Origin of the sequence: Rhodovarius lipocyclicus (assembly GCF_009900765.1) — a bacterium.
Lineage (GTDB): Bacteria > Pseudomonadota > Alphaproteobacteria > Acetobacterales > Acetobacteraceae > Rhodovarius > Rhodovarius lipocyclicus.
Genome location: NZ_JAAABL010000045.1, coordinates 13833 through 27241, shown reverse-complemented (window position 1 = coordinate 27241; position 13409 = coordinate 13833). Strand labels below are relative to the sequence as shown.

Below are 13409 nucleotides of genomic sequence, written 5' to 3'. Positions count from 1 at the left end.
CTCGGCGACTGTCCATGATCGATACAGGCTTCCAGGGCATCGCTCCGCTCCCGCGAAACTCTCACCCAAAAACCGTCAACCATCTCTCCGAACATCAGTCAGGGATGTGTCCGGTCTGAACAGGGGCGAAGCCCCTGAGGAGTGCACCTCACCCTTCCAGCATCGCCTCCAACGCCGTGTTAAAGGCCGTGGGCGCCTCATACATCACCCAGTGCCCCGCGCCCTCGATCACCTTCTCCCGCAGCTCCGGCCGGGCGTCGCGCAGCACTTGCAGGCGTTCCTCGATATGCGGCCAGGCCACGGCATCCCGCCCGCCCCAGATGGCGCGCACGGGCGCGGTGATCTTCGGCAGCTGGTCCTTCAGCGAGGAGCCGGAGGCCAGCCCCTTGCTGACCAGCCGCGCGTGCACCGTGTTCCATTCCTGGATCGCCAGGGCCTCGTCGTCGATCAGCGCGCGGTCATGGAACATCAGCCGCGCCAGGTTCTCGCGGTGCGCCTCGCGGCGCTCCTCGCCCTGCTTGCTGCGGACTTTCACCAGCTCCACCCCGATGCGCGGCAGGCCCAGGGAGGCGGCGCCCACAATGGTCAGGCTGCGGATATGCGCGCCCTCCAGCGCGGCCAGATGCGCCGCGCAATTGGCGCCGAAGGAAAAGCCCACCAGGTCGTAATGCCGATCCGGCCCCAGGATGCGCGCGAGGCCCGCGGCCATCACGGCGGCGATGCTGCTGGGGTGGGGGTCGCCCGGCGGGCGGGCGCTTTCGCCCAGGCCCGGGGTGTCGGGGGCGATCACGGTGCGGGTCGCGGCGAAATGGGCGATGTTGTGCGCCCAATGCCGCCAGGACCCGCTGCCGCCATGCAGCAGCACCAGCACCGAGCCAGAACCCCAGCGCCGCCAGACCATCTCGCCGTCGCCACAGGGCGTGGTCAGGCGTTCGGCGGTGCGTTCCAGGCTATCGGGCATGCAGGGTCTTTTCTCTCTGTCGGGCGGCCCGGGATTCGCTGCGGGCGATCCAGGTGGTGGCGATGAAGATCACGACCGCCCCCATCATCGTGGTGCGGCTGGGCACTTCATGGAACAGCAGGAAACCCCAGCTGGCAGCCCAGATCAAATCCAGGAACTTCAACGGCTGGCTGGCGGAGATGTCGGCCATGGCGAAGGCGCGGGTCAGAAAGAAATGCCCCAGGCTGCCCAGCAGCCCACAGGCGAACAGCATCACCCACACCCAGGGCCCGGGCCAGGCCCAGCCCGGAATCGCGATGGGCAGGGTGAACAGCGTGACGGCCAGCGCCTGCCACACCACGATCACCTGCGGGCTGTCCCGCCTGGTCAGCGCCTTCGTGATCAGGAAGCTGGCGGCGAAGAGCGGGGCGGAGCTGAGCATGACCAGATTGTAGAAGCCGCCCCCGCCGGACAGGCCCGGCGCCACCACCACCAGCACGCCGGCGAAGCCGATGCCCGCCGCCGTCCAGCGCCGCCAGTCGGGCTTTTCCTTCAGGAACACCACCGCGCCGATCATGATGAAGATGGGCGTGGTGAAGCCCAGTGCCGTGACATCGGCCAGCGCCAGATGCGGCAGCGCGGTGAACCACAGCGTCAGGCCCGCGGTATGGACCACACCGCGCCAGGCTTGGCCCCACACCCCGTTGGGGCGATAGGCGGCGATGCCGTCGCGCCAGATCGAGGGCAGCATCACCACGAAGCCGAAGAAGTAGCGCAGGAATTGCGCCTGGTAGACGTCCATGGTGGCCGTCACCTCACGCATGATGGCGTTCAGCGTGGTCAGCAGCATCCCCGCCATGATGGCGTAGGCCACCCCTTGCGCCGCGCGCGACATTTCCCCCGGGAACCCCATGAACAGCACGTTGCAGCGCAAAGCGCCCTTGCGGAAGCCCCCGCGCGCATTACCCTCCATCCCAACGCCGTCGCTTCGGGGCGACGCGCGCGCTGGGTATTGCCCGCAACGCCACGCTTTCCGCCCCGTTCCGGCCCGCCGAGGAGCACTGCCGCATGCCTGATACCCTTCTCCCCAGCCTGAAATTCGGAATCGGCCAGCCCGTCCCCCGGCAGGAAGACCCCGTGCTGCTGACCGGCCAGGGCAAGTACACCGACGATATTTCCAAGCCCGGCCAGCTTTATGCCTATGTCGTGCGCAGCCCCTACGCACATGGCGTGATCAATGGCATCGACGTGTCGGCGGCGCTCGACATGCCGGGCGTGAAGGCGGTCTACACCGCCGCCGACCTGAAGGCCTATGGCCCCATGGGCTGCGCCATGCCGATGAAGAGCCGCGATGGCTCGCCGCTGATCAACATCGAGCGCATGCCGCTCGCCGAGGACCGCGTGCGCTTCGTGGGCGACCCGGTGGCCGTGGTGGTGGCCGAGACCAAGGCCCAGGCCAAGGACGCGGCCGAGGCCGTGTTCCTGGACATCGACGCCCTGCCCTCCGTCACCGAGGCCAGCCAGGCCCATGACGGCCCGCAGCTGTACGACCATGTGCCCAACAACCTGGTGCTGGACTTCCACTTCGGCGACGAGGCCAAGGTGGCCGCGGCCTTCGCCGGGGCGGCGCATGTCACGAAGCTGGCGCTGCGCAACAACCGCCTGGTGGTCTGCCCGATGGAGCCGCGCTCGGCGATCGGCGAATGGATCGACGGGCGCCATGTGCTGACGCTGGGCAGCCAGGGCGTGTTCGGCCTGCGCAACCAGATGGCCAGCATCATGAAGGTCAAGAACGAGGAGCTGCGCATCCTGACCCACAATGTGGGCGGCAGCTTCGGCATGAAGGCCAGCGCATACCCCGAATACGCGGTGCTGCTGCATGCCGCGCGCGAACTGGGCCACCCCGTGAAGTGGACCGACGAGCGCACCGGCAGCTTCCAGTCCGACGCGCATGGCCGCGACCATGAGGTGGAAGCCGAGCTGGCGCTGGACGCGGAGGGCCATTTCCTGGCCGTGCGCCTCACCTCCTACGCCAATATGGGCGGGTATCTCTCGACCGTGGCGCCGCTGATGGGCACGGCCAACTTCACCAAGAACATCCAGAGCAACTACGCGGTGCCCCTCATCGAGGTGAACACCAAGAGCTACCTGACCAACACCACCCCTATCGCCGCCTATCGCGGCGCGGGCCGGCCCGAGGGCAACTACTTCTTCGAACGCCTGATCGAGACGGCGGCGAAGGAGATGGGCAAGGACGCGGTGGCGCTGCGCAAGCTGAACCACATCCCGCCCGAGGCGATGCCGTACAAGGCGGCCTCCGGCAGCGTGTATGACGGGGGCGAGTTCTCCGCGATCCTGGAGGAAGCCCTGGCGGCGGCCGATTACGACGGCTTCGAGACCCGCCGCGCCGAGGCCCGCGCCCGCGGCAAGCTGCGCGGCATCGGCATCGGCAATTTCCTGGAATGCACCGCGCCCCCCGCCAAGGAGCAGGGCGGCATCCGCTTCGGCGCCGATGGCACGGTCACGATCATCACCGGCACGCTGGACTACGGCCAGGGCCACTGGACGCCCTTCGCCCAGGTGCTGCACAGCCAGCTCGGCGTGCCCTTCGACAAGATCCGCCTGCTGCAGGGCGACAGCGACGAGCTGATCGCGGGCGGCGGCACGGGCGGCTCCAAATCGCTCATGGCCTCCGGCGCCGCGATCATGGAAGCCTCGGTGAAGGTGGTGGACAAGGGCAAGGAGCTGGCCGCCGAGGCGCTGGAAGCCGCCGTGGGCGACATCGAGTTCGAGGCCGGCAACTTCACCATCGCCGGCACCGACCGTTCTATCGACATCATGCAGCTGGCCGCGCGCAACCCCGGCAAGCTGGATGTGCGCCACGTGTTCGACGAGGCCCCCCAGGCCTATCCGAACGGCTGCCACATCGCCGAGGTGGAGGTGGACCCGGACACGGGCGAGGCGAAGGTCGTGCGCTACACCACCGTCAACGACTTCGGCGTGCTGGTGAACCCGCTGCTGGTGCAGGGCCAGGCCCATGGCGGCATCGCCCAGGGCATCGGCCAGGCGCTGTATGAGCGCGTGGCCTATTCCGAGGACGGCCAGCTGCTGACCGCGAGCTACATGGACTACTGCCTGCCGCGCGCGGACAACCTGCCCTCCATCGGCTTCCTGTCGCACCCCGTGCCGGCCAAGACCAACCCGCTGGGCGTGAAGGGCTGCGGCGAGGCGGGCTGCGCGGGCAGCCTGCCCTCGGTGATGAACGCGCTGTGCGATGCGCTGGGGGTGGCCCACATCGACATGCCGGCGACGCCGGAGACGATCTGGCGGGCGCTGGCGGCGAAGGGCTGAGACATTCGGGAGGGGCGCCGCCCCTCCCGGACCCTCCCCGCTGGGGAGACAAGATCTTCCCAGCCTCCCGCGATTGGTTTTAATTAATTGATATTATTATATAATTTATCAAAATACGTTCTCAGGACATGCTCCGCCCCCAGACTGCCAAAAAGTAATGGGGGAGTTTGAGGGGGAAAGTCATTTCCCCCTCAATGGGAGTGTGAGGGCAAAGCCCTCACCCCTACCCCCCCAGATACCCCTTCCCCCAAGCCGCGTAATCCGCCTCCCGCGTCACCGCCTTGGCCAGCGCCGGTTCCGGCAGCCCGCCCACATCCTTGGGCTGCACGCCGTCGCGCAGGGCCTTCATGGTCGCGTGCAGGGCCTGGATCGCGGCCTGGAAGGGCAGATGCCCCTGCAGCGCGATGCGCACGCCCCGGCTGGCCAGGTATGCCTTGTCCGTGATCTCCGGCGACAGCGTGCCCAGGATGATGGGGATGGTCGCCACCTCGGCGATCGCGTCCAGCTCCGCGCGCTTCGTCACGCCGGTCAGGAACAGCCCGTCGGCGCCAGTCTTGCAGTAGGCCTTGGCGCGGAGCAGCGCGTCCTCCAGCCCCGTCACGGAAACGGCGCCGGTGCGCGCGAAGATGGACAGCCCCTTGTCCTGCCGGGCGGCGAGTGCGGCGCGGATCTTGCCCACGCCCTCATCCAGCGCGATCAGCCGCGGCTTGGTGGTGCCATAGGGGGTGGGCAGTTCCGTGTCCTCGATGGACATGGCGGCCACGCCCGCGATCTCCAGCTCCTCCACCGTGCGCATCACGTTCAGCGCGTTGCCATAGCCATGGTCGGCATCCACCACCAGCGGCAGGCGGCTGGCGGCGCGGTTGATGCGCAGCGCCTGCTCGGCGAATTCCGTCAGGGTCAGCACGATCAGGTCCGGCGCGCCCAGCACGGCCAGGGACGCGACGGAGCCCGCGAACATGCCGAGCTCGAAGCCCAGCCCCTCCGCGATGCGCACGGAGACCGGATCATGCACCGAGGCCGGGTGGATGCACGCGCTCCCCTCCAGCACCGCCCGTGCCGCCTCGCGCCTGGCTTTCCACCGCATATCGTTTCCTCCGTGTCTTGATAGGACATCATGGCAAGCCTAGCGTCGCGGGCAAACCCGGCCGGGCCACAATAGGGGGAAACATGACCGACAGGTTCCATCGCAACGAATTGGATGGCGGCAAGTATCTGACGCTGCATGAATTCGTGAAGGCCGCGAAGCAGAAGCTGAACCACAACATCTGGGACTATCTGATCGGCGGGACGGAGACGGAAACCACCGTCGCGCGCAACCGCATGGCGATCGACACGGTGGCGCTGCGCCCGCGCGTGCTGAACGATGTGTCCAAGGTCGATGCCAGCGTGGAATTCTTCGGCCACCGCATCCGGCTGCCGGTTTTCCTCGCCCCCGTGGGCTCGCTCGAAAGCTTCGAGGCCGGGGGCGGTGCCTCCGTCGCGCGGGGGGCGGGGACGTTCGGCGTGCCCTTCATGCTCTCCTCCGTCAGCCAGCCGGGGCTGGAGGAAGCGGCGGCGGCGGCCAGCGGGCCCCGCGTGTTCCAGCTCTATACGCGCGGCGACAGCGCCTTCATCGACGAGAACGCGAAGCGCGCGACGGCCGCGGGCTATGACGCCTTCGCCATCACGGTGGACACGGCCCATTATTCCCGGCGGGAGCGCGACATCGCCAAGCGCTTCGTCAAAAGCTGGCGCGCGGCCAATGTGGGCATGCAGCACCAGGCGGCGCTGAACTGGGACGATGTGCGCCGCTTCAAGGACCGCCACCGCATCCCGCTGATCCTGAAGGGCATCGGCACCGCCGAGGACGCGGCGCTGGCGGTCGAGGCCGGGGTGGACGTGATCTATGTCTCCAACCATGGCGGGCGGCAGCTGGACCACGGGCGCGGCAGCCTGGACGTGCTGCGCGAGGTGGCGGAGGCCGTGGCCGGCCGCGCGAAGATCATGGTGGATGGCGGCTTCAGCCGCGGCACGGACATCGTGAAGGCGCTGGCGCTGGGCGCGGATTGGGTGGGGGTGGGGCGGCTCTACCTCTACGCGCTGGCGGCGGACGGGGCGGAAGGCATCGCCAACATGCTGGAGATCCTGGAAGACGAGGCGATCAAGGCGCTGGGGCTGTCGGGCGTGAACGGGTTCGGGGAACTGACGCGCAACCATGTGCATCTGGGCGCGCCGCCGGTGGTGTGGCCGGATGTGCACAGCGCCTTTCCGCTGCTGCGGCAAGGATACTGACGGCGACATGGGGGAGGCGCCGCCTCCCCCACCCCCCCTCCGCTGGGGAGATGAGATCTCCCCAGGCCCCTGCGATCAGTGGAAAGGATAGGCGCGGGATGACGAGACATTCGACATCCGCTGACATCCTGGACAGCATCGCGCGGTTCCAGGCGGGGGAATTGCGGCTCTCGGCGTTGCTCGACCGGCTGTGGGCCCAGATTCATGACCTGCCGCCAGGGCCGGAGACGGATGCCGTCATGCTGGAGGATTGCTGGACGGAGATGGAGATCATCTACGCCCAGGCCTCCGCGGCGGAACAACCTGCTCTCGACGCGGATCAGGCGCGCGCCCTGGAAGGCGCCATCGCCCAACTCGTCTCGGCGCTGGGCGATGGCATGCCCTGAAGATCAGTTCTCGGTGCGGCCCAGCATCAGGCGGATGCAGATCAGCGCCACAGCGGCCCCCAGATACAGCGCGCTGGTGATCACCAACGCCCAGGCGCCCCAGCCCTCCACCGCCAGGCCGAACAGCAGCGGGGCGGCGGCCCCCGCGAAGCGCGTGGCGATCGCCAGCCATCCCGCCCGGCTGCCGTAGCCCACCGGCCCGAACAGCGCGAGCGGCAGCGTGCCCCGCGCGATGGTCAGCAACCCGTTCCCCGCCCCATGCAGCATGGCATAGGCGATGGCCCCCGGCGCCCCCAGCCCCAGCAGCAGCGCCGCCCCCAGCGCGGGCAGGGTATTGGCCACCATGGCGTTCAGCACCGGGTCCAGCCGGCGCAGCAGGCCGAATTCCAGCAAGCGCGCGGCCACCTGCGCCGGGCCCAGCAGGGCGGCGGCGGCCACCACGGCGGCGGGCGTGGCCCCGGCCGCCGCCAGCACCCCCGGCAGATGCGCGGCCAGCGCCGAGGCCCCGAACCCCGACACCGCGAAGACAAAGGCCAGCAGCCCCATCACCAGCGCGCCGGGCGGCGGGGCCTCGCTGGCCGCAGGGGCGGCGCCGGGCTTCGCCTCGGCGGGGGCGGCGGGGCGCGGCAGCAGCACGCCGTTCAGCAGCGGGCCCAGCACCAGCATCGCCACCGCCCAGGCCAGGCAGGCCCCGCGCCAGCCATAGCCGGCCTCCAGCCAGGTGGTCAGCGGCCAGGCGATGGTCGAGGCGAAGCCCGCCATCAGCGTGATGCCGGTGATGGGGCCGCGCGCGCCCTTGCCGAACAGCCGCGCCAGGCTGGCGAAGGCCGATTCATACAGCCCCATGCCCATGCCCAGCCCCATCACCCCCCAGGCCAGCACCAGCGAGGCCAGCCCCTGCGCGAAGCCCAGCAACCCCAGCCCCAGCGCGAGCACGAGGTTGGAGGCGACGAGCACCCCCTGCCCGCCCTGCCGGTCGATCGCGCGGCCCGCCGCCGGGCCCACCAGCGCCGCCAGCAGCAATGCCGCCGAGAACACACCGAACACCACGGGCGTGGCCACCCCCAGGTCGCGCGCCATGGGCGCGGCCAGGATGGCCGGGATGTAGTAGCTGCCGCCCCAGGCCATGGTCTGGCCCAGGCCCAGCGCCAGCACGGCGCGGGTCTCGGCCTTCATGCCGGCACCGGATAGCGGATTTCGGTGATCTCGATCTCCTCAGCGCCGCCGGGCAGCGGCACGCGCGCGGTGTCGCCCACCCGCTTGCCCAGCAGGGCGCGCGCGATGGGCGCGATCCAGGAGATGCGGCCGGCATCGGCGTCGGCCTCGTCGCTGCCCACGATGGTCACCGTCACCTCGGAATCGTCGGGGCGGGCATAGGTGACGGTGGCGCCGAAGAACACCTGGTCGCGCCGGGTCTGCTTCGCGGCGTCCACCACCTCGGCCGCGTCCAGCCGCTTGCGCAGGAAGCGCACGCGGCGGTCGATCTCCCGCAACCGGCGCTTGCCGTACTGGTAATCCGCGTTTTCGCTGCGGTCGCCCAGCGCCGCGGCCCAGGAGACGACCTCGACCACCTTCGGGCGCTCCCCATACCACAGCGCGCGCAGTTCCTCCTGCATCGCGGCGTGGCCTTCGGGCGTCATGTAATAGGGGCGGCCCTTCGGCAGGGGCGGGCCGTCTTCATCGTCGTCATCGCTCATGATGGCTCACGGCATATAGAGCCCGCCATTGATGTGCCAGACCTGCCCCGTGATCCAGGCCGCGCGCGGGCCCAGCAGGTATTGCGCGAGGTCCGCGACCTCCTCCGGCCGGCCCATGCGCGGGATCGGGATGGTGGCGGCACGGGCGGCCAGCTCATCCTCCGAATTGCCGAAGCGGGGCTGGGCGGTGTCGGTCAGGCCGGGGGCGATGGCGTTCACCCGGATGTGATGGGGGGCCAGCGCCAGCGCCGTCGCGCGCGTCAGGCCGATGATGCCGTTCTTGCTGGCGACGTAGTGCACCCCGCGCGGATCGCCCCGCACGGCGGATGAAGAAAGATTCACCACCGCCCCCTCCCGCCCGCCCAACGCCCGCGCGAATTCCTGGGTCAGGAAGGCCGCGGCCTTCAGGTTGATGCCCAGAACGGCGTCCCATTCGGCTTCCTCCATCGCCAGGAAGTCGCAGCGGGGGAAGATGCCGGCATTGTTCACCAGCAGGTCGGGCACGCCCAAAGCCTTGCCGGCGGCCGCATGCAGCGCCCGCACGCCCGGCACGCTGTCCACGCTGCCTTGCACCAGGGCGCAGCGCACGCCCTGGGCGCGGATGGCCTCGGCCAGGGCCAGGGGTTCCTCATCCAGCCAATTCACGGCGACATCGGCGCCGGCCTGGGCCAGCGTCAGCGCGATGGCGGCGCCTATGCCTTGCTGGGCGCCCGTCACGAGGGCAATACGGCCTGACAATTCCTTCATGGCGCAACTCTGCCTTTCGCACCGCGGCATGTCAGCCCTCTTGCGGTGAATCGGTCATCGTCGCCAGTTTGAAACCTCGGGGATTGCAGGAGGGCGCGGATGCTGGCGATCCGCACGCTCAGGACCATCGGTCTGATGAGCGGCACGAGCCTGGATGGCGTGGATGCGGCCTGGGTGGAGACGGATGGCGAGAGTGTCTCGCGCCTCGGTCCCGCCCTGACGCTGCCCTATGAGCCGCAGCTGCGGCGCGACCTGCGCGCGCTGCTGGATGCCGCCCCCGACCTCGACCCCGCCGACCCCTTCCTGGCCGATGTCGTGACGCGCCTGACGCAGCGCCATGCCGAGGCGGTGCTGCGCGTGCGCGACGAGGCCCGCCGCACGCTCGGCGAGGATACGGAGCTGCTGGGCTTCCACGGCCAGACCATCCTGCACCGGCCCGAGGAGGGGCGGACCTGGCAGGTGGGGGACGCCAACCTGCTGGCGCGGCTCACGGGCCTGACAGTGGCGCATGATTTCCGCTCGGCCGATGTGGCGGCCGGCGGCCAGGGCGCGCCGCTGGCCCCGATCGCGCATGTCGCCCTCGCCTCCAACCTGCCCAAGCCGCTGGCGGTGCTGAACCTGGGCGGCGTGGGCAATGTGACCTTCATCGGGCCCGACGGCGCGCTGCTGGCCTTCGACACCGGCCCGGCCAATGGCCCGCTGGACGATTGGGCGCGCAAATCCACCGGCAAGGATTACGATAAGGATGGCCGGCTGGCCGGGGCGGGCATCGCGGATGGCGCGGTGCTGGCGCGGCTGATGCAGCACCCCTATCTGGCCGCCCCTCCGCCGAAATCGCTCGACCGGCTGGATTTCTGCCGCGCATTGAAGGAGGCCGGGGCCGACCGCCTCTCCCCGCAGGATGGCGCGGCCACGCTAGTGGCCTTCGCCGCCGTGTGCGTGGCCGCCGCCGCCCGGCATTTCCCCGAACCGCCCATGCAGTGGCTGGTGACCGGCGGCGGGCGGCGCAACCCCGCGATGATGAAGGCGCTGTCGGCCGTGCTGTCGGAACCGGTGCGCCCGGTGGAGATCGCGGGCTGGAACGGCGACGCGCTGGAGGCCCAGTGCTTCGCGGTGCTGGCCGCGCGCGTCACGCGCGGGCTGCCGCTCTCCTACCCCTCCACCACCGGGGTGCCCTGGCCGCTGGCGGGCGGGCAGGTGCTGGGGGCCTTGCTGTAGAGGCTGGGCACGCTTACCAACACAACCGTGCTCATGGAGTTTCCGCTTTGATGCGTCGCCGCACCCTGCTTACCGGAAGCGCGCTGGCCGCGACCGGCCTGCTCGCCCTGCCCGCCATCCAGGCCGATGCGCAGCGCGCGGCCCCCCCGCATGAATGGATCTTCGGCAGTTGGATCGGCGGGCAGTTCCCGCCCGGCGACGGCGCCAGCCAGGAATGCTTCGGCGCCGCCACCGTGATCTTCACGCGCGATGTGGTGCTGCGGGCCTCGGCGCTGGACGTGGCATACCGTCAGCGGGTGATCGAGACCGTGGCGCTGATCCCGGACGGGCTGGAATTCCGCTTCGCCCCGGCCGGCCCCGCCGGCGGGGTGCTGTCCAGCCGCGTGCCGCCCGATATCGGCTTTTCCTGCGACGGCAACCCGAACCTGCTGCGCGTGCAGCGGCGCGGGCCGAACGAGATCGCCTTCCCCGGCTGCATCGAGTTCCCCTCCATCCTGCGCCGCTGCACCACCACGGGCTGAACCATGCGCATCGCCCTGATCCACGCCCTGCGCCACAGCCCGCCGCCCATCGAGGCCGCCTTCCGCGCCATGTGGCCGGAACCGGTGCTGATGAGCCTGCTCGACACCTCCCTCTCGGCCGACCTGGCCGCCGAGGGGAAGCTGACGCCCGCGATGACGGAACGCTTCCTCACCCTCAGCCGCTACGCGGTGGGTACGGGGGCGGACGGCATCCTGTTCACCTGCTCCGCCTTCGGGCCCTGCATCGAGGCGGTGGCGGCGGAATTCGCCCCCATGCCGGTGCTGAAACCCAATGAGGCGATGATCGAGGAAGCGACCGCGCATCACACGCGCATCGGGCTGCTCTCCTCCTTCCCCGGCACGCTGGCCTCCATGCCCGCCGAATTCCCGGCCCATGTGCAGCTGACGCCCATGCTGGCCGAAGGCGCGCTGGCGGCACTGGACGCGGGCGACGTGGCGGAACACGACCGGCTGGTGGTGGAAGCGGCCAAGCGCTTCGGGCCCGAGGTGGAAGCGATCGCGCTGGCACAGTTCAGCCTGGCGCACTGCGCGGAGGCGGTGGCACAGGCGACCGGCAAGCCCGTCTTCACCACACCCGGCAGCGCGGTGCGCAAGTTGAAGGCGATGCTGGGGGGGTAAGCCCCCGGCCGGGCGCCCTCAGAACGCCCCGTCCGGCGTCCCCTCCGCGATCACCCACAGCACCTGCGCGGGGGCCGCGCTGTCATTGTGCAGGCTGTGCGGTTGGTCGCTGGCGAACTGGAAGCTGTCGCCCGGCAGTAGCGTGGTGGACTGGCCGTTCACGGTGATCCGCGCCTCCCCCTGCATCACCAGACCGGCCTTCTGGCCCGCGCCGCGCACCACATCCAGGTTTTCCGAATGCGGCGGCAGGCTGATGATCATCATCCGCAGGCTGCGGTTGCCGGGGGGCGAGATCATCTCCTTCAGAATCGGCGCGGAGCCCACCAGGATATGGCTGCGATGGCCGGCGCGGCAGACGAAGCCGGGGTCGGCGGCGAGGGCCTCGGTGCTCAGCACCGCGTCGGTGGCGACACCCAGCGCCGCGCAGATCTTCTCGATGGTGTTCAGGGAGGGGTTGGCCAGGTCGCGCTCGATCTGGCTGACGATGCCGGCGGAGACCCCGGCGGCGCTGGCCAGGCTGTTCACGCTCATGCCGCGGGCGTTGCGCAGGGCGCGGATGCGTGCGCCGATCAGATCCGTCAGCCGGGGGCGGGCGCTGCTGGACAAGGCGTTTCCTCCGGGCTGCGGGCACCGATTCATACAAAATATTGAATGAATCCGGTGTGCCATGGCCCCGCGCCGCGCGCAACCGCGGTGTTTCCGGCAGTATAATGAACGGCCTACAGCAGCAGGTTGCCCTGCGCCTCCAGCGCGGGCGGCAGTTCCGTGCGGCCGGCGGCGGCCAGCAACTCGCGCTCCACCTGCCGGGCCATGGCATCCAGCGGCAGGTCGTTCACCTCGCGGCCGAAGGGTTCCTCCAGCTCGTCGCCCAGCGCGTCCAGGCCAAAGAAGGTATAGCAGACGATCAGCGTCAGCGCCGGCGTCCACCAGCCGAGCGACCCTGCCAGGCCGAAGGGCAGCAGCAGGCAGAACAGCCAGGCCGTGCGGTGCAGCAGCAGGGAATAGGCGAAGGGCAAGGGCGTGGTCTTGATCCGCTCGCAGCCAGCCTGCACGGCGCTCAACGCGCTGAGGCGGGTTTCCAGCAGGGAGTGGCGGATCTCGCTCAACGCCCCCTGCCCGGCCAGCGCCGCGCAATGCAGCCCCACCCCGCGCAGCGCGGCGTCGGTCGGGTTGAGGGCGTCCTCCGCCGCGCACCAGGGCGCGATCGCGGCCCGCTCATCCTCATCGCGCAGCCTGGCCTTCAGCCCCTGGGTGAAGCCGCACAGGCCCAGCAGCAGCGGCTCCCGCCGCTCCAGCGGCAGATGCGCCACCTGCCGCGCGAAGGAACGCGTCTCGATCAGCAACTGCCCCCACAGCTTCCGCCCCTCCCACCACCGGTCGTAGCAGGCGTTGTTGCGGAAGCTCATGAAGATCGACAGCGACAGGCCGATCAGCGTGAAGGGCACGGCGCTGCCGCCGAAACTGCCCGGCAGCACCCCCGCCAGCAGCACCGCCACCACCGAGCCCCCCCCCACCGCCAGGGCGCGCCTGGCGATATTGGGCAGGATGGACCCGCGCACGGTGAACAGCACATCGGCCAGGGTGGGGGTGGAGCGGATGAACATGGCCGCGAGGATAGAGCGCGCCCCCGCCCGCT

14 protein-coding genes are annotated in these 13409 nt (G+C 70.0%); 6 read left to right on the top strand and 8 right to left on the bottom strand.

The annotated features are described in order from the left end of the window. Window positions 1-148: 148 nt before the first annotated feature. The gene (locus tag GT007_RS19190; RefSeq protein WP_160123281.1) at window positions 149-961 is read right to left on the bottom strand and encodes an alpha/beta fold hydrolase; all 813 of its coding nucleotides are present in this window, start codon (window positions 959-961) and stop codon (window positions 149-151) included. After that, window positions 951-1853, bottom strand: a complete 903-nt coding sequence (locus GT007_RS19185; RefSeq protein ID WP_236571763.1) for a DMT family transporter — start codon at window positions 1851-1853, stop codon at window positions 951-953. The genes GT007_RS19190 and GT007_RS19185 overlap by 11 nt, the downstream gene beginning before the upstream one ends. 155 nt (window positions 1854-2008) lie before the next feature. On the opposite strand from GT007_RS19185, the gene GT007_RS19180 reads away from it, so the two are divergent. Beyond that, the gene (locus GT007_RS19180; protein WP_160123279.1) at window positions 2009-4291 is read left to right on the top strand and encodes a xanthine dehydrogenase family protein molybdopterin-binding subunit; all 2283 of its coding nucleotides are present in this window, start codon (window positions 2009-2011) and stop codon (window positions 4289-4291) included. A 223-nt stretch (window positions 4292-4514) separates the two neighbouring features. Here GT007_RS19180 and GT007_RS19175 read toward each other — a convergent pair whose 3' ends face one another. Next, complete coding sequence (locus GT007_RS19175) at window positions 4515-5378, bottom strand: isocitrate lyase/PEP mutase family protein (protein ID WP_160123278.1); 864 nt, start codon at window positions 5376-5378, stop codon at window positions 4515-4517. Window positions 5379-5461: 83 nt separating this feature from the next. Between GT007_RS19175 and GT007_RS19170 the strand changes: the two genes are divergently transcribed. Both GT007_RS19170 and GT007_RS19165 read left to right on the top strand, forming a co-directional pair. Then, window positions 5462-6565, top strand: a complete 1104-nt coding sequence (locus GT007_RS19170; protein WP_160123277.1) for an alpha-hydroxy acid oxidase — start codon at window positions 5462-5464, stop codon at window positions 6563-6565. 98 nt (window positions 6566-6663) lie between these two features. Continuing rightward, window positions 6664-6951 (top strand): hypothetical protein, encoded by a 288-nt coding sequence (locus tag GT007_RS19165; protein WP_160123276.1) that lies wholly within the window; start codon window positions 6664-6666, stop codon window positions 6949-6951. 3 nt (window positions 6952-6954) lie between these two features. Here GT007_RS19165 and GT007_RS19160 read toward each other — a convergent pair whose 3' ends face one another. From GT007_RS19160 to GT007_RS19150, 3 genes are read right to left on the bottom strand one after another with little or no spacing between them, the layout of a single operon-like run. Further along, a complete protein-coding gene (locus GT007_RS19160) occupies window positions 6955-8127 on the bottom strand; it encodes an MFS transporter (protein WP_160123275.1) in 1173 nt (390 codons plus the stop codon). Further along, window positions 8124-8648 carry a transcription elongation factor GreB gene (gene greB / locus GT007_RS19155; RefSeq protein ID WP_160123274.1) on the bottom strand — a complete coding sequence of 175 codons (525 nt, stop codon included), beginning with the start codon at window positions 8646-8648 and terminating at the stop codon, window positions 8124-8126. Before greB ends, GT007_RS19160 begins: the two co-directional genes overlap by 4 nt. A gap of 6 nt (window positions 8649-8654) precedes the next feature. Then, window positions 8655-9395 carry an SDR family NAD(P)-dependent oxidoreductase gene (locus GT007_RS19150; protein WP_160123273.1) on the bottom strand — a complete coding sequence of 247 codons (741 nt, stop codon included), beginning with the start codon at window positions 9393-9395 and terminating at the stop codon, window positions 8655-8657. Window positions 9396-9494: 99 nt separating this feature from the next. Between GT007_RS19150 and GT007_RS19145 the strand changes: the two genes are divergently transcribed. From GT007_RS19145 to GT007_RS19135, 3 genes are read left to right on the top strand one after another with little or no spacing between them, the layout of a single operon-like run. Then, window positions 9495-10613 carry an anhydro-N-acetylmuramic acid kinase gene (locus GT007_RS19145; protein WP_160123272.1) on the top strand — a complete coding sequence of 373 codons (1119 nt, stop codon included), beginning with the start codon at window positions 9495-9497 and terminating at the stop codon, window positions 10611-10613. A 50-nt stretch (window positions 10614-10663) separates the two neighbouring features. After that, a complete protein-coding gene (locus tag GT007_RS19140) occupies window positions 10664-11134 on the top strand; it encodes a hypothetical protein (RefSeq protein ID WP_236571761.1) in 471 nt (156 codons plus the stop codon). A gap of 3 nt (window positions 11135-11137) precedes the next feature. After that, a complete protein-coding gene (locus GT007_RS19135; RefSeq protein WP_160123271.1) occupies window positions 11138-11773 on the top strand; it encodes an aspartate/glutamate racemase family protein in 636 nt (211 codons plus the stop codon). Window positions 11774-11791: 18 nt separating this feature from the next. Here GT007_RS19135 and GT007_RS19130 read toward each other — a convergent pair whose 3' ends face one another. Beyond that, entirely contained in the window at window positions 11792-12379 is a 588-nt protein-coding gene (locus GT007_RS19130; RefSeq protein WP_160123270.1) for a helix-turn-helix domain-containing protein, read from the bottom strand. 113 nt (window positions 12380-12492) lie between these two features. Next, the gene (locus tag GT007_RS19125; RefSeq protein WP_160123269.1) at window positions 12493-13377 is read right to left on the bottom strand and encodes a bestrophin family protein; all 885 of its coding nucleotides are present in this window, start codon (window positions 13375-13377) and stop codon (window positions 12493-12495) included. Window positions 13378-13409: the final 32 nt, after the last annotated feature.